This is a genomic window from Pseudovibrio sp. W74 (assembly GCF_001623085.1).
GTDB lineage: Bacteria > Pseudomonadota > Alphaproteobacteria > Rhizobiales > Stappiaceae > Pseudovibrio.
In genome coordinates this window covers 175,134-192,034 of sequence record NZ_LMCJ01000008.1, presented here as the reverse complement: position 1 = coordinate 192,034, position 16,901 = coordinate 175,134, and the positions used below count along the sequence as shown (strand labels likewise).

The following is a 16,901-nucleotide window of genomic DNA, read 5'->3' as shown; positions in this document are numbered from 1 at the left end:
CTGAGGAAGAACAATGTCACTGTCCGTCGGAATTATCGGCTTGGGCGAAGTCGCTCAGTTGATGCACCTGCCACTTCTTGCAGATGATGCCCGCTTTACCATCTCGGCCATCAGCGATGTCTCTAACGAACTTATGGAGTACATCGGCGACCGCTACGGTGTTGCAAAGCGGTATGCTGCAGCCTCAGACCTGATTGCGGACCGCTCGCTGGATGCAATCTTCATTCTGACACCGGATCACTTGCACGCAGATCTCCTGTCAGAGGCGATGAAAGCTGGCAGGCATGTCTTCATCGAAAAGCCGGTCTGCCTCAACAAACACCAGATCCCGCCATTGCTGGAAGAGCAAAAAAGCAGCAACAGCGTGGTGTTTGTCGGCTACATGCGCAGATATTCCCGCAGCTTCCTCGCTCTGAAGGACCGCATGCCGGATCTGGCAAACATCCGCCATGTCCGCATCCGTGATATCATCCGCGAAGCGCCATACTTCACCCGCCAGACCCGCCCCGTTGTCCGCGGTAGCGATGTCCCGCAGGAGATCATCACAAAAGGCCAGCAGCGCACCACAGCCATGCTTCGTGAGATCATGGGGGAGAACGCCAGCGAAGATCAGTTGCGCGCCTATCAGGTCCTGACCGGGCTGTCCTCACACAGCTTCTCCGCCATGCGTGATCTGCTCGGCATGCCAAAGGCGGTGAGCTACGCCAAGCAGCATGGTGGGGAAACGGTGATGGTCCTGTTTGATTATGGTCACTTCACCGCGCTGTACGAAGCTGTCATCTCTGACATTGCTGAATTCGATGCAGGCATCGAAGTTTTGACCCAGACGGAGCGGTACCATGTGACCTATGATACGCCGTACATTCGTAATCTACCGACACAACTTAGTATCACTCGTTCAACCGATGAACAGACCACCAAAGAGGTGATTGGTCCGTCCTATGAAGACCCGTTCCGGATTGAGTTGGACGCCTTCTATAAAGCTATAGTGGATGGAGAGTTTTACGAAACAACGCTAACCGACGCAGCAAACGACTTAGCCTTGTTTGCCGATGTTGGAGCAAAGTTTACAGATGTAAGCTGAAGGTTATTCTAGTTAAATCAGTGTATTAACAGGCATTCCTGAATCTCTTTCTCAAGAATGCCTGTGAGCTTTCAAACCGTTACAATCACATTTCAACGCAAACCAACGCAAGGCCAATTTCCGTTGTGTGCATTGCGTAATAACCATCGCATTTTGTGTATTTAAATCTTGCCTCAAATACAAATCCAGGCTGGATCTAAACTTACCTTAACTTAACCAAGTATCGGCAACGCAATATTCAGCGAAAGACTTGATTTTTCCCATATCCGAAGAGCGACAACGCATAATTATGCGCAGCGCGATTAAAGTGTGAAACAGCAGTTTCCCGAACTTCGGAGTTTCCAAATGCCTGAGAATAGCCTTCCTCCAGAGCACGAAAACTGGGCGCATGCAGTCTTAAAGACGATGAAGGTCAGGTTTGATCTGCCTGATGATGATGATCAGGTGCCGAACAGCGAAAATGGGCAAGGTAGCGAAACAGTCTCTGTTTCTCAGGCAGAACAACCCCCGCAAGACAAAGCCGAAGAACAGCAGGCTGTTCTGGATCTGGCAGAACGCAAGCGTATTCATCAAAAGGAATTATCTAAAGTAAGCAGGAACTTAAGGTCTCTTGCTAAAGCAGTACATATAGCTGGCAAGCGAACTGATGTTTTTATTGAAGACGTCACTCAAAGGGTGTTTGAAGATGCCAAGCAGTTGGCTGAAGCCAATGTAAAGCAAGCCAACGACATCATGAACAAGCCAGATAAAAAAGGCTTTGTTGACCTTGGTAAACTGCAGGCCTTCATGGACCGTGGAGAAGAATATCTCCGCGTGATGCAGTCCAACTTCAAGGAAGGCCAGGACATCACTCTCGATAGCATGAGGGGGATAGCAGCTGAAGCCAAGAAGAAACTGGATGATGTCCATAAGCAACGCGCCAGTATTGACACCTGGAACATTGATCTGTCTCGCTTTGACGGGGCTTACGAACAGGCTGCAGAAAACATTAGGGATCTGAACACGGCATTGAACAGCAACAGCATCTCTGTTGCCAAGCAAAGTCTACAAGCCGCATCTATCAATCTTGCGGTGTTGAAAGACCTGCTGAAGAAAACGCAAAAACACGCTGCAAACGCGAAAAAAGATATCGAGAACCGGGTTCAATCAACCGAAACAGCAGCTGCTGATCTGAGTACACGTAAATCCGAAATAGAGCATAATCCCAAAGACCTGGTAGAATTCGAGAAGCTTCATGAGGCGGTCGTAACTAACTGCAAGCAAGCAACATCTCTGGTCGCCGCAGGCAACGGCATTGAGGCCGAAAAAGCGGCAGAGAGCGCTGAAAACGGCTTCATCGAAATGCAGCAAGTTATGTTGCAAAGCATTGCGTCTTCTGAAGGGACACCTGAAGAGGACGATGATGACGAGAACGAAGTAAAACTGCTTGCTGGTGATGCGATTGAGCTGACAAAGAAGGCAGATGAGCTGGCCTCTCAGGAAGGGTTGGTGAGTGAGTACAACGGACTTTTGCCCGTCTTCAGGAAGGCGGATAAGTCTGCGCGTAGCGCCATTGCAGAGGCGCAATCTGACCTATTGAAAGGTGAAGTGCTGTCCGCAGAAGATAAGCTTGAAAAGGTCAAGCTTGACCTCACAGAGATGCACGAGATTGCCGTGGAGGCACAATCAGCTCTTGAGATTGCACAGGATCAGATCGCTTTACTGCAAAAACAAGCCGATATTTTGCTCTCCCGTCGCTCTGAATTTGTGAAATTTGCAGAGGTAGAGGAGAGAAAAGTCATTTACCTCAAAAGGTTCGATACTATTGCGGGCGAAGTTGAGTTCAACCTTAATCGCGCTGAAACAGCGGTGAAAAATGAAAACCTGAGCGAGGCCAATCAGGTCACCGCCAACGCTCAGACCTCCATTACAAACCTGCAAAACCATGTCGACAAATTGCAGTACTTCCAGGGGATCAGAACAGCCGCCACTCAGGAGGAAAATACCGAGCTCTTCATGCAGACATTGGACAGACTGCGAGAAAATATTGCCGAGTTCAATGATCGCAGCGATGTCTTCAAAGACAAAGAAGAAGAGGCAATTTTCGATAATCTATACGATAGAGCTGTCGAGTACTCTGATCAGGCGGAAAATCTCTTCAAACGTAAGAAATACGAAGACGCCGACGATGCAATCGATAACACCCAGATTGCTCTCAGCGGACTCGAAATCGCCTTGGAACGCGGCGCAAAAACAGCAGCCAAAGTTGCAGGCCTGAAGATTGAAGTGCAAGAGGCCTGGGGCAGAATTCAAGCCTATGAAAACGTTGCGAATGGCATTGTAAATGATGAACTTCGTGGGGAATTTCTCAGTTTTAGGATGATCGCCCAAGGATACGCCAAAGAAGCCTTCGATTACATCAGCCAAGGCCGCATCACAGACGCCAGAGGCGCGCTGGCAGACCTGAAGCAATCTATGGTCAATCTGGACGCTTTTGTCGCCAATCCGCCAAAACCAAAGCAACCGGAAAGCTATCAGGCAAGTACGGAAACAGCTGAAGTGGAAGAGGAAGCTCTAACTGTAGAGCAACTGGCGGAAAAAGAAGAGCAGGAAGAAATTGCACTATTCGTCAGAGAGTTAAAGCAGCTTCGCGTTGAGGTCGAACAGCTGAAAAACGCTATCAAAGAGGGGAATAAAGTTTGGGAACGTTTCTGTGAAGGAGACTACCTCAACCGGTTCCAGAACTCATTCCAACTGGCAAACGCCTCAATCGATGAAGCGATGGATTGGCTTACAGGCGCTGACCAAATGATGACACCTGGCCCACGGATGAAAGTCAATCAGGATCTATTCATCACGAGCATACGAGAGCCAATCACAGAGGCCAAAAAAGCCTACCGTGACATGGAAAATGCATTTGATGTCAGCAAGCAAATCGTGATGTCGCAGCTCAACGGCATCTCTGAAGGAGCCAAATACTACCTTGCCGCATTCGAAGATATTTACAAAGTACGTGAAAACTTGGGTGGCTGGGCGATTGATCTGTCCGCATTAGATGATGCCTATCTGACAGCAATGGACAACATTGCGGAACTCAAAATATCCTTAGAAAAACAAGATCTTGCAGCATCTCGAGAGGCTTTGGATCTGGCTGAAACACACCGGCAGAGCATGAGACAGGCGAGTGAGGCAGCGGAAAAAGCAGCACTAGACGAAGAACTTAAGGTCTTCACGTCATTTTCTGACTTGCTGACTGACTACATTAAACTGTCCGAACTTGTAGACACGGTTGCCAAATTTCCAGAGATTTTGAAAGTTTTTGAAAATGCAGATGCCACTGCGAGAGCTGGTCTGGATAAAGCTCATGAACTGGCAAAATCTGGAGAGGGAAAGGCCGCAGTACTGCAGTTTTCAGAAATCGAGAAAGCTATGGACGTCATGCTCGATGCTCTCGGTGACGCAGGTGTTGCAGCTGTGAGAGCAGAACTCGACGCACAAGCCCAGTACGATGCCGACATCACTGCCTTCAGAATTAAAAAAGACAATATTTATTCTGATGTTAGCAAACTACAAGACATTGTAATAGCTTCATACGATGAATGGTGGCCGTCCTGTCGTGACACCTATTTTGAAGGGACTTTCATTGAGGAATTTGATAAGGCACGATTGAATCTTACTGCTGCAACTGACTTAAATAACTCACAAGAGGACGGAGACCGTAAAGCCATCATTGCGGGCATGGAATCCGGGTTACAAGAGGCACTGGATGCCTTCAACGCGATGGACAATTTCCGCAAGCTCAGTGAGAACTTCACAGAGTCTCAGATGAGAGGATTGAGTCAACGGGCCGAAGGCTTCGAAAAGATTATCGACAACGTAAATGTGAGCCTTGATCAATATGCAGATTGGGGGTTGGATTTTACCGATTTCGAAACAAACTACAATAAAGCCAAAGGGTTGGTTGAGCAATTGAGGGAAGCCATTCAGAGAAAAAATTATCTGGACGGATTAGATCTCAATCATCAGCTTACCGATGCCGTGAAGGTGGTTGAAGCCGAGAAACAGCGTTATGCGAGCCTATTTGAAGAGGCAAAGGCGAGTTTCATAGAAGGCTTTGAAGTCTATCGGCAGCGCATTGCAGACGTTGTAAAACGTCGACCAGAACTCGAAAAAATCAAACATCTTACAACGGCTTTTGATGATGCTGAACGCTCAGCTCTCCAGGCGATAGATCGAGGCATTGCCTTGATTAAAAAAGGAGACCGCTTCGGTCCTGACAAGGAAAGTGAATACATACTCAGCCAGGAAGATCGCATGCTTGAACTGCTCCAGGAGGCAGTGCCACTTGCGAAAGATCCAGAAAAGCTCGCTGCCACGATAAAGGAGAGCCAGCAAAAACTTGCCGAGTTCGAGGCTCTGAAGAAAGACATTCAGGATGGCATGGACCGGGAAGTCTTTGAAGCAATGCAGGTGCGTGGTGCTGAACATGCAGCAGAGGCACAAAAGCTGATGGAGCAGGAAAACTTCGAAAAGGCCGAGTTTGAGCTATTTGCTCTGCGCGTTGTTAATGAAGCTCTGCAATCAAGACACGATTCCGGTGTAGCCATAGCAGATAAAATTCCTGAGCTGGAACAGGAAGTTGAGGATGTAACAACAGACCTTGCTGATCTTAATAAACTGAGCAACACGATCCAAAATGCCGACGACGCAGTAAACTACGGCAAGTATCACACCATCGGTATCCGAACGGCCTTTGAAGCAAAAGACTTTCTCCTCAAAGGCGAGATCAGACGTGCTCAGGCAGCGTTAAATACACTCCAGTACTACCTTGATAAAATGGAGGAACTTCTCGACAAACAGGGTACGAAAGGTCCTAAGCGCAGATCTGGTTCAGTGCAATCTAAATCAGAGGATCAACCTGAAGAAACACTCAAGCCATCAGAAGAGCTGGAGTTGGAACGTGAGGACAGCTTCGGCCCAACTGATGATGAAGAGCAAAAAGCCAACCTTCAAGATGCAATCGCGTCCACTGACCAGCTTCTGGAAACAGCCAAGGCAAATGTCAAAGACCTGTTGGATGCATCAGAAGCAGAGTATTACGGGATGATCCTCCAGAAAGCCGAAGAGCACGCCGCCGCCGCAAAAGACCACCTCGCGAATGCCAGATTAGACGACGGCGATGAAAGCATCGAATACCTCAAGGTTGCCTTGGACACTCTACATGATGCGCACCGCGTAGGTCTCGCAACCTCGCAACTTGCGCCAGGCTATGAAAAAGAGATCGATGAAATTGGCCAAAAACTCATCCTGCTCAATCTGAAACGCAACACGATTAGCGAAGCGAAGGCTCAGGCTGAGTTTGATAAGGTCCGCAACGAAGCGAGCGCATCAGTTTATCAGGTCGCACGCTTGCTCAACGACAAAAACATCCGCAAAGTTAAATACGAAATGGACACCCTGCGTGAAAAAGTCGGCAATCTGGAAAAAATTCTGAACAGCCACACCAGCAGACGCGCAAAACTGAAGAATCTGCTGAAGCGCAAGAAGTAGAATGTGTTTGCGAGCGATGAGGAGCACTCTAGTCCAGATAACAACACGCACTGCAAGTCTGAGTGGATCGACCTAGGTTACTGCCTTAGTGATTATCAGGTGGCAATACTCTTGCTTCGCTTATCAGGCAGTCGAGATCAGGAGAGGTCAGGCTTTGCAGAAAGGCTTCGAGGTCTTGTTTTTCAACTCCTGTGAGACCAAGCGGGCGGATGCGTGGGTCTTGACCACTCAGTTGTGATCCGCCTTGGTCGTAGAACTCAATAACCTGCGAAATCGTACTGAGATGGCCGTCGTGCATATAAGGCGGCGTTACTGTGAGGTTGCGCAGTGAAGGCGTGCGAAATCTCCATCTGTCAACTGGGTCCTCTGTTACCTCATAGCGTCCTAGATCGGCTTCGCGTTCAGCGCTGACAGATCGGATTTTTGAAAACTCCATCTGATGCACCACTCCGGGGGCAACTTGCACAGGAATGTTTGTCGGGGGATTTTGGCGCTTCTCTTCAAGCATCTGACCATATCCGGTGTCATGGAAAAGCTCATCCGTAAAGAGGGCGTAGTCATCTTTGATCAGATGGCAAGCACTGCAACCTGCTTTGCCGGTGAAAACCTGAAAACCACGCTTAACATCGGCACTAACAGCAGTATCATCACCACCAAAGTACCATTGATCAAATGGACTGTTCCCCGCAAGGACTGACCTCTGATACGCGCCAAGGGCCATCCCAATCCTGTCGAGAGACGCCTGAGCCTCGAAGGCATCCTCGAACATCTGCGCATAGTCCGCAAGCTCCCTCAAAAGAGCAACAACATGCCCTGCAGACGGATTTGCCATTTCATTTAGTGCAGTTAACGGACCGATAAACTGTGTCTCCAATGCATGATCCCGGCCATCGTGGAACAGGACATTCAGGTGGCCAACATTCAAAATGCTTGGTGAGTTTCGCTTAAGACTGCGCCCTTCAACTCCAATGGCTGTGCTCAGTTCCCAGTTGGTGAACCCTTGTTCTGGAACGTGGCACATGGCGCAAGACATTGTGCGATTGATCGACAAACGCCGATCGAAAAACAACTTCCGGCCCAACTCAATCTTCGCGACACTCGGCGGGTTGTCATGTGGATGGGGGACGGGCGGAAGTCCAAGCGGGGTAGAAAGGCTCCGCTTCAAAGCCACTGCAGACCAGTTTTCCGGGTCTGTTATGCAATGTGATTGTGCTTGTGCGTCATCTGCCCAACACATGAGACTGCCAATCAGGCATGTAAGAAACCACTGGCGCATTATGGCCTGCTTTCTTCCAGTAGAAGCGTCTCCACATCAGTGATCAGGAGCCTCGGGTCGATGGTTCCAAGTCCATAAACGTTGCGTACAACGCCTTCGCGATCAATCAGATACATTCGTAAAAGATGATTGATGACCTCCTGATCATTCGACCGATCAATGACTTGGCCAAAACCATCCAGAATAGGCTGCAGATCTGCCATGCCTGAACTCGTAAGCACGTGCCATTTCAGCTTTTGATCGGCATTCGCATCGATTTGAAGGGGGTATGAAAAGGAGTTGATGGCCTCAACCGTATCGCGGGCAGGGTCAAAGCTGATAGTGATCAGCTGAACGTCTTCTCGCAGTCTGGGCAGCTTTTCGCTGGCATCGTGAATTTCAAAGAGCGTCGACATGGCGATAGGACACCCATTCTCATCACCGCACATCAGATAGACAAAGCTCACCAGATTGATCTTGCCTCTGGTCAGCGCTGCAAGTGAATGTGTATTTCCATTTACATCCAGAACCTGTCCATCTGGCGCCGTCCTAAACCGGTTCAGTGTGTAAGAGCCCGGCTTGGGAGGATCAAACTGAAACTCTTCATGAGGGGTAAAGGCATCTGCAAATGGGCGAGTGGGAGCAGCTTGTCCGGCCATTAAGGTATACCAGAGTGCTGGAAGTGTTGCTGCAACACCACTGAAGACGAGGAGCTTTTTCAATACACGCATGCATCAGACCTAATGAGTTGGAAAAGCATGGGGCAACACGCGTGCTGCCCCAAAACGAGTTTGATCTAGCTGGTGTACAGCTCAGAACTGCCAAAACGCATGATGTGCGCACGGCCAAGGCCGAGCTTGTAAAAATCGATATCAAAGTCCTCAATCAGCTCTTTCCCATCCCAGGTGTATGCGCGCAGATATTGCACATCATCGTCACCCTTCTTGTCCCAGTTTGCCAGCAAGGAAGAGCTGAAGTAGACCCGTTTCCCATCCCAGCTCTGGCTGACCATGTTGACCTGACTGTCGATGGTTTTCTCATAAATTTGAAAGGGGTTATGCGGATCGGAAATATCAAAGAGCCGCGTCTTGCCATCCATGAAGCTGTTGACCCACAGTGTCTGATCATCAGCAGCTATGGAGATATCGACGGGAAGAGGAATGTCCGCTGGATTTCCGATGTCCGCTACATCTTTGGCCTGCCATTCTCCGCTGTCGTCCTCATAAATCAACCACAGTTTGGAGGTGAGAGCGGTCGTAGAGAATGCATAGTTCGCATTCGGCCCCCATGGGAAGCGGATCTCCAGGGGAGCGCCCGGCACGTTGAAGACCTTACGCGGCTGACGAGTATGCAGATCCCATTGAACGATCGTATTGCCAAACCGCTTCATCGCGTCGGTATCTTGCAGCATCTGGCCAAAATCCATCATGTAGTTTGACCAGCCAGTAAAGGAGGAGGTCAACATGATGTTCTTGCGAATGAGCGCGCGAATGTCATAACCATAACCGTCCGCAACAGCATCCCCTACAGCAATGGCGCCTTGCATATCACTGGTGGTTGGCATCCAATAAGTCGCCACGTAGTCGCCGGCATCGTTGTATTCAACCAGTGCCGTACGCCCACCGTGATCATCATCATTGGAAAGCCCGGTGATCATCATGCTGCCGGGAAGGGCAAAGAATGTGTGTGGCCCAACAACGCCCCCTGAATCCTTGACAAAAGTCTCGATGGTTTTGTGCAGGGATGGTTTTGATGGATCGGTGTGTACGTCGAAGATGAAGATGCGATTGGTATCCAGACCACCAGTCCAGAAATAGCGACGATCTGCTGAAAAACCACCATGATGCGCTTCATTCCGTCCGCCGACAGAAAGACTGTTTATCACCTGACCTCGCATGGGCGAATCCGGTCGCAGATCAATGGTAACAAGCTTATCTTGCTCATCGCCCATTCCCTCAACGCCGAGTGTCCAGACATAAACGAATTCTTCCTGCCCGGTAATCTTGGGCATATAAGGTGACTGACAGGTTTCATCAGCAAAAGCTCTAAACGGTCCGGCAGCCGCTGCAGCAGCAACAACCAGTGCACCAAATTCTCTTCTATTCATAAGATCCTCCCATAGAAATTAATTAATGAGTATTTCGAGTTGCCTCCAACTCGCCGGAGAGAGCCTCCAAATTTGCCCTCTCGGCATCAACAATTGAGCAGTGCTGAATGGCAGCTGCGGCGCGTATGTTTTCTTCTTTGAGTACAGGTAAAATATGCGTGTGAAGTCGCGGCTTTATGCGGTTTTGGGGGCCAACAACACCCATGCTGAAGAGTGCTCCAAGTCGATCAACCATAATGGGCACGGCAATGCTGGTGACACCGTCATCAATCTCGCCATCACAAAGCGCAAAGCCATCGCGCCGCACGTTCTCCAGCTCAGCAGCGATATCAGAACTGTCAATGAGAGTGGCTTGCGTAAATTGCACGCGTTCGGTTCGCAGCAGTTCATCTCGCAGTTCGGGCAATATGAAAGCAGCAATGGCTTTGGCGGAGGAGCAAGCATGAACAGGCCGGGTCCCGAGGCCGGGGTAAATATAAGATATGGATGGATCATTGGGAGTCTCAACATGGATAAGGTCCACACGGCCACCACGATACCGTGCCAAAAAAGCCGTCTCACCAAGTTCAATCACCAGCCGGTGGATCATAGCAGAGACAGCTTTGATCACATGTGACTCTGATTTTCCTGTGAGGGCAATTTTGATAAACCGGATACCCAGAACATACCGTTTGCCGTCCTCAATCTCATCCAGAAAGCCGCAGTGAAGCAGAGACGACAGATTCCGATAGATCGTTGCTCTGGGAAGTTTGGTCATCTGCGCAAGATCGTTCGCACTGACCGGCTTGGCGGCTCCAGCAACAGATTCCAGTAGCTGTATCAAACGTTCCTGCATGAGATTCTCACAATATGGACGTTTGAAGCGTATTCTGAGAAAAGTTTATCCGACAATCCGTGAAATTTGACAGGGATAAGGCGCCTTTTTGTAGCTTACGTATTACGAATATGCGTCATTGAACGTCCGCTAGGTTTGCAGACATCAATCAAACGCCTCGTTGCAGCAAAAGAAATAGCAGGTTAACGTTGCCCCTCACTCTTGGATGGAGGAGCCGTCTCTATGTCGTTTCACTCAGCAATAAAGTCGAGAATTGCAGAATACATTACAAGTGAAACCAGAGTGCAGCGAAAACGGGCCTCCTACGAAAAACAACGAAGCCGGCGAGGTGAGGCGCATGAAGTACACTATTTTCATCATGCTGCGGATCCATACGCTCACCCAACACTTCAAATACTTGGCGACTTTCAGCAGCACTATGCAGTCGCCCTGAAGATCCATTTGATCTCCGGCCCGCCTGATTGGGCCGTACCTGAAAGGACAGCGTTGGAAGCATATGCTTCAGTGGATGCGGCCTTCCTTGCCAAACATTACGGCCTGACAGGCAGGCCTTTTGAAGCCCCAGATGAAGCTCAAATCAGTCAAGCTGAAACGCTAATGGCAGAGGAACTCGCCAACGATGCATGCGTGAGTAAGCTGCTGGAAATAAGCACTAAATTGTGGTCTGGAGAAAAACTCCAATCTTCAGTGGAGGGCGACAAGGTTGATCAAGCCAAAACCTGCGGTGATGCGCTCCTTGCAAAGTACGGTCACTATCTTGGTGCGACCTTTTATTATGGCGGTGAATGGTATTGGGGCATCGACCGGCTACACTATCTCCAGGATCGCCTGCATGAACTTGGACTTGGGCCTTCAGCCTTCAAGTTGGCGCCAGCTGTAGCGCAAAGGCGACATTCTCATAGACCGCCAGCACATATGGAGGTCGATTTTTTCCTTTCGTTCCGGAGTCCGTACTCGTATCTGGCATTTGATCGCACATGTGCCCTGGCTGATCGACAGGGGGTAAAGCTGAACATTCGGCCCGTCTTACCCATGGTCATGCGCGGCTTGCCAGTACCGCCTATGAAGCGGAAGTACATTTTGGCCGATGCCGCGCGTGAAGCCCGCTTGCATGCCATTCCATTTGGCCGGATTTGCGACCCACTGGGAACAGCAATCGAGCGAGGTTATTCACTGCTCGAGTTTGCTGAGAAGAATGGCAGGCTTAGAAAGTTTTGCAGCGCCTTTATGACTGGTGTATGGGCGAAAGGTGTTGATGCAAGCACAGATAAAGGCTTGTCACGCATCCTCGCAGATGCTGGTCTGGATTGGCAGCAGGCACGTCTGGACGTCGACAATGAAGATTGGCGTGCTAGAACAGAGCAAAACCGCAAGGAACTTACAGAACTCGGGCTTTGGGGCGTGCCCAGCTTTCGAGTTGGAGCCACAGGTATATGGGGGCAAGACCGCCTTTGGGCGGTAGAGGACGCCATATGCGATGCCACTCTAACTGTCGAAAACTAGATGACGTTCCCATCATGTGTACTTTGAAAGGTAAAACTTGGTGGAACTGCCAAGGCAGCCACGGGATACGGAAGGATCCCATGGCTTGATCAATCAGGCTCGTTTAGGCGTTACCAAGGAATGCCTGAAACGTATTAACGCGTTCTGCATGCTCACGTGGGTTAGCAGAATGCTTGACGAGTTTTGTAAGCAACCCGGTACAGGTCTGACAACGCGCACGCAGGGCATTGTCTTCCTCAGTGATCTCATAACCGTCGAGTTTTTCGTTTTCTTCCAGTGAAGAGACCGCATGAGCTGTGCGGGCAATGGCTTGTGCCAGTACTTTATCCAAAATCACTTGTGCTCGTCCTTCAAACTCATCCTTCTCGGTGAGGTTAGAAAGGTGAGGGCACATGAAGGTGATGTCCTCTGCAATAGCACTCTTCATCGTAAAGGAAACGTGCTTGAGCGCCTTTGAGACAACCGGAGGCATGCGGCCAACCGAGATGTCATAGCCCGCCATCAGCAGCGAATTCGGCAGGTTTTCAGAGTATTGCATCAATGCCAGATAGAAAAAGCCGGAGCACTGGAACAGATCAATCGCGGCTCCCTGTGCCACTTCGCTCTTATCAGTCTCGCGATCCAGCAATCCAGCCAGTTCGCATAACGCAGTAAAACGCTCTTCCATACGTTTTTGGGCATCCTCTAAGCCATTCGCAAAAGCTTTAGGTGATCCACTGGCCGTTGGAAACAGAGGACTGGAAGTGTCAAAGAGATCAGCCAGTTTTCTGGCCGCATTTTCGATTTGTTCAGACAAGGTGCATCCCCTGATCATAAGAGCCGAGCATTCAGCTTCCTACATCACAAATAAACCGGGATGCAATGCGTAGCAGGTCAGAGTGGCAAGAGATCACATAGTAACGCACTGATAAATCGTGGCTCAGGAAAATGGGCGGACTTGAAGCGATATCGCAGTGTTTCTGGAGAGTTGAGAGTACCCTCCATGGTCAGTCCTGCTAGACCATGGAGGGTGGAACTTACTTGGCTATCCTGGCTAATCGATCACTTATAATAGCCATATCCATAAGACGCCTGGTGTTTGTTGAGTTTGGCTTTGCTCACATCGAAATTGTTCAAAATGACTCCGAGCGTCTTTCCTGGAGTTTGATCCAGGAGGTCTTTTGCCTGCTCAACTAAACCGCCGTCCGTATGGTTCCATGAGGCAACCAGCACGGTTGCGTCAACGACATGAGAGAGTACACGGCTGTCAATCAGTGGTAATGTTGGAGGACTATCGATGATAACCAGATCAAAAGACTTACTGGCTCCATCCAGCAGTGTTTTCATTGCTTTGGAAGAGAGCAGTTCGGCTGTCTCCCAGAGTTCTCTGTGACTTGGAGCAGGCAAATAATAAAGGTTTGAGCCTTCTTCATGTTTGGTAGCTTCAGCAAAGGTCACTTTTCCTGTCAGGACATCTGCAAGGCTCTTTTCTTTCAGATCTCCCGGCGCATCTGCCGAGATCTGACGACGCATATCGGCATCAATAAACAGCACCCGCTCTCCAGCCTTCGCAGTGTAGTGAGCCAGATTGCGTGAAATGGTGGATTTACCTTCTCCTGGAATGGCCGAGGTAATCAGCAGTGTCTTGATCGGGTTGTCCAGACGCGAGAATTTGACCCGTGATCGCAATTCGCGAATGGATTCCGCGTAATGGCTCAGTGGGTTTGCCGATGCAAACTGGGTGATCACATTATTTAATGCATCGTTGTTTTTAACGCCTCGTGCGGAACTTGCATGTTTACTCGCAAAAAATCCAAGGAATGATTTCAGTTTCGAGGTAGGTGCACAGCCATCAATCAAAGGCACCTGAGAGAAGAGGGGGAGGCTAATCCGCTTTTCAACATCCTCTTTTGATTTCAGCGTATTGTCGAACTGCTCAATGAGAAGAGCAAGTGCGGTGCCAATGATCAAACCCAGAACAGCAGAGACGAGAAGGAACAACTTCTTGTTAGGAAAGCTTGCGTTGTTTGGAATCTCTGCAGGACTCAATATACGGCTGCTGACAGAGTTCATTTTCTCAAATTCTTGAGTTTCTTTCAAACGAGCAAGGAAGGATTCATAGAGGGTTCTGTTTGCTGCTGCCTCTCGTACCAACTCACGCAAATACACCTGAGCATGGTTTTCTGTGTTGGTGACATCACGCAGTTCTTCAAGGCTGCCTGCTATGGAAGCCTCACGTCGTTGTGCGACGGCCAGCTCATTTTGTGCTGTGTCCACAATGCGTTGCAGTTCTTTCTCGATTTGCGCCCGAAGATCAGTCAACTGCGAGCGAACACTCACAACAGCCGGGTGTTTGTGGCTGTATTTTACGGTAAGAGCTGCTTCCTTACGTTCCACTTCAGAAGCTTTAGCGCGCAGCTGGGTAATCACAGCTGATTGGGCTGCGTCGGCAAAAGAAGACGTAGAACCGCCGCGAACAAGCACTTTCTCAATCTGATCTACCCTTGCCTGAGATTCAGCTGTTTTAGTGCGCGCAAACACGAGTTGCTGGTTCAGCGTCGCGACTTGTTTTTCGTTGATCGTTCCGCTACCTGCGAGTTGCAGGTTGAACTCATTCCGGAACTGTTCAACAGCTTGCTCAGAGCTGCGGACCTTAACGCCAAGTTCGGCCAACCGGATGCTCAACCACTCGCTTGCCTGGCGAATTGAATCAAATTTGGTTGCCAGCTTGTCAGCCAGATATGCCTCAGCAAACCCATCTGCCAACTGAGCTGCCATCTCTGGAGTACCTGCCTGATAGGAGAGGTCAACAACAGTTGTGTTACGGTTCAAAGTAACATGAAGTCCGTCGAGAACCCGCTGCTCAAGACTGGTTGTTGCAGGAGGTTCCCCGGTAATTTTTGCAAACAATTCCGCCAGATAAGAAGGAACTTGTCGAAACTCTGGTGAGTTTTCCAGGTCGTGATCATTGATAACGCGCTTTGCAACGCCATTTGACCCGATGATTTCAATCTGGCTTTGCAATAGTTTGTTATCAGAGCCAAACCCGCTGAGAATAGCTTTCACATCAACGACATTTTCCGCGCGTGTCTCGATATAAACAGAAGTCACGGCCGTGTATTTAGGCGCAGCAAAAAATGCAAGAGTGACGCCAAGGATGGTGACAACGCCTGTGACACCGAGGATCAGCGACCAATAGTTGCGCAAATACTGAAAAACCAGTCGAAGATTGATTGTGTCTTCTGGTGTGGCATTCGATGCTAGGGAATTTTGCATGGATCTCAATACTCTACTCTTGCGTTGATCCCTATCAGATGCCGGCTGTAGCTGCTTGCAGCTTCAGTAGACTTGAGCCTCTCAAAGTCATAGTAGGCACCGAACTTCAGGTTGCGGTTGATGAGATGTTTTGTTTCCAGTCTCGCACGCAGCGTATCGTCGCGGCGGCTGGTGCCTGCGAAGTCCTCGCGTTTGAAAGAGAAAATTGGTGAAATGACAAAGTTCCGTCGGAGTTCGTAATCCATTGAAACTTTTGCGGTTGAGGTGAGTTTGCTGACATATCCGTCCAGTGAGCTCTCTTCCACCGCTTGGCGCCCGTCGAAGTTTACGACCAGGAGCGGAGAGGGCATCCATTGAACATCAACATTGAAAGAATAGGTTGAAATGTCTCCGCGGCTGCCCAGATCATAATCCTGTCTGAGATACCCGATACCAGCAGCGCCGTGCAGATTGCCGCGTTTATCCAGCTCTAGTCCCGTCAGAAACTCAAACCCATTTGAGTCCCGATTTTCTGCACCGGTCGCCTTCCAGTCGCGCACATCAAATTCCGCGCTAACAAAAGCGCTGAACCCCGGCGAAAAGGCATAATTGATTTTGCCTAGCAGATTATATCGTGTGCCATCGCGTGCGTCTTGATCAATGGTGCCGCCATCCTTGACCTCAACGTCATGGTAGTTGTAATGATTTACAGAACCGCCGCCAATGAACCTCAGGCGATTGAAGACCTTTGAAACCCGGGCAGACGCGGAGTAAGCATCACGTCTTACGCCGTGTTTTGCGTCTGAAGCGCCATCCGCATCACCCAACCCATATTGTTTGGATTCAATGCTTGTGCCGAGGTCCAGTGCAAAGTCTTTAAGGACTTCAAGCTGTGCTCCAGCTGAAGCGCGTCCTGACAACGTAGAGGCATCTGAATTGGAAAATACCTGCTTACGTTGCCCGGACAAGCCAAAGTGAATGCGATGACGTGACATGTCTGAGTTGATCGCAAGCGCTGGAGCAAAGACGCCCACCATGCTGCTTTCTTGATGATCTCTCGTTTTATAAAGATTGCTATCGAAAGAGAGCCCAGAGGTTAGGGATGGCATGAAAACCCAGTTTGCATGCCGAATACCTTGAGCATTGTATTCCGGGTGAGAGCGCAGGCTATATCCGCCCCCGTTTTGCAAGAGAGCGCTGGAAAGATCTGAAGCCGTCGCAGCATCAACAGCTGAGACGGCCATGCAGGCTGCAAGAGTGAACTTCACGCCATTCATGTAAGCACCAAGGAAAGCAGATATATCTTTACGCTACACATTTGATTGGAACTCATTTTCCGCTGCTGTTTTTTGTT

The 16,901-nt window shown here is 49.5% G+C and carries 10 protein-coding genes; 3 read left to right on the top strand and 7 right to left on the bottom strand.

Annotated elements, in window-relative coordinates; translation table 11 throughout:
* Positions 1–13: 13 nt before the first annotated feature.
* Both PsW74_RS07250 and PsW74_RS07245 read left to right on the top strand, forming a co-directional pair.
* Positions 14–1,084 carry a Gfo/Idh/MocA family oxidoreductase gene (locus tag PsW74_RS07250; RefSeq protein WP_063288587.1) on the top strand — a complete coding sequence of 357 codons (1,071 nt, stop codon included), beginning with the start codon at positions 14–16 and terminating at the stop codon, positions 1,082–1,084.
* A gap of 345 nt (positions 1,085–1,429) precedes the next feature.
* A complete protein-coding gene (locus tag PsW74_RS07245; protein ID WP_063288588.1) occupies positions 1,430–6,613 on the top strand; it encodes a hypothetical protein in 5,184 nt (1,727 codons plus the stop codon).
* Between the two features lie 85 nt (positions 6,614–6,698).
* Here PsW74_RS07245 and PsW74_RS07240 read toward each other — a convergent pair whose 3' ends face one another.
* The 4 genes from PsW74_RS07240 to PsW74_RS07225 form a co-directional block, all read right to left on the bottom strand.
* The gene (locus tag PsW74_RS07240; protein ID WP_063288589.1) at positions 6,699–7,889 is read right to left on the bottom strand and encodes a cytochrome c peroxidase; all 1,191 of its coding nucleotides are present in this window, start codon (positions 7,887–7,889) and stop codon (positions 6,699–6,701) included.
* Positions 7,889–8,599 (bottom strand): SCO family protein, encoded by a 711-nt coding sequence (locus PsW74_RS07235; RefSeq protein ID WP_063288590.1) that lies wholly within the window; start codon positions 8,597–8,599, stop codon positions 7,889–7,891. Before PsW74_RS07235 ends, PsW74_RS07240 begins: the two co-directional genes overlap by 1 nt.
* 65 nt (positions 8,600–8,664) lie before the next feature.
* Positions 8,665–9,975 (bottom strand): selenium-binding protein SBP56-related protein, encoded by a 1,311-nt coding sequence (locus tag PsW74_RS07230; RefSeq protein ID WP_063288591.1) that lies wholly within the window; start codon positions 9,973–9,975, stop codon positions 8,665–8,667.
* 22 nt (positions 9,976–9,997) lie between these two features.
* Positions 9,998–10,810: an IclR family transcriptional regulator gene (locus tag PsW74_RS07225; RefSeq protein WP_063288592.1), complete on the bottom strand. Its 813-nt coding sequence runs from the start codon at positions 10,808–10,810 to the stop codon at positions 9,998–10,000.
* A 222-nt stretch (positions 10,811–11,032) separates the two neighbouring features.
* On the opposite strand from PsW74_RS07225, the gene PsW74_RS07220 reads away from it, so the two are divergent.
* Entirely contained in the window at positions 11,033–12,313 is a 1,281-nt protein-coding gene (locus PsW74_RS07220; protein WP_063288593.1) for a DsbA family protein, read from the top strand.
* A gap of 103 nt (positions 12,314–12,416) precedes the next feature.
* On the opposite strand, the gene PsW74_RS07215 is transcribed toward PsW74_RS07220, so the two are convergent.
* The 3 genes from PsW74_RS07215 to PsW74_RS07205 form a co-directional block, all read right to left on the bottom strand.
* Positions 12,417–13,109, bottom strand: a complete 693-nt coding sequence (locus tag PsW74_RS07215) for a hypothetical protein (protein WP_208987882.1) — start codon at positions 13,107–13,109, stop codon at positions 12,417–12,419.
* Between the two features lie 245 nt (positions 13,110–13,354).
* On the bottom strand, positions 13,355–15,568 hold the full coding sequence (locus PsW74_RS07210; RefSeq protein WP_063288595.1) for a polysaccharide biosynthesis tyrosine autokinase: 2,214 nt from the start codon (positions 15,566–15,568) through the stop codon (positions 13,355–13,357).
* Between the two features lie 5 nt (positions 15,569–15,573).
* A complete protein-coding gene (locus PsW74_RS07205) occupies positions 15,574–16,824 on the bottom strand; it encodes an outer membrane beta-barrel protein (RefSeq protein ID WP_063288596.1) in 1,251 nt (416 codons plus the stop codon).
* Positions 16,825–16,901 lie beyond the last annotated feature (77 nt).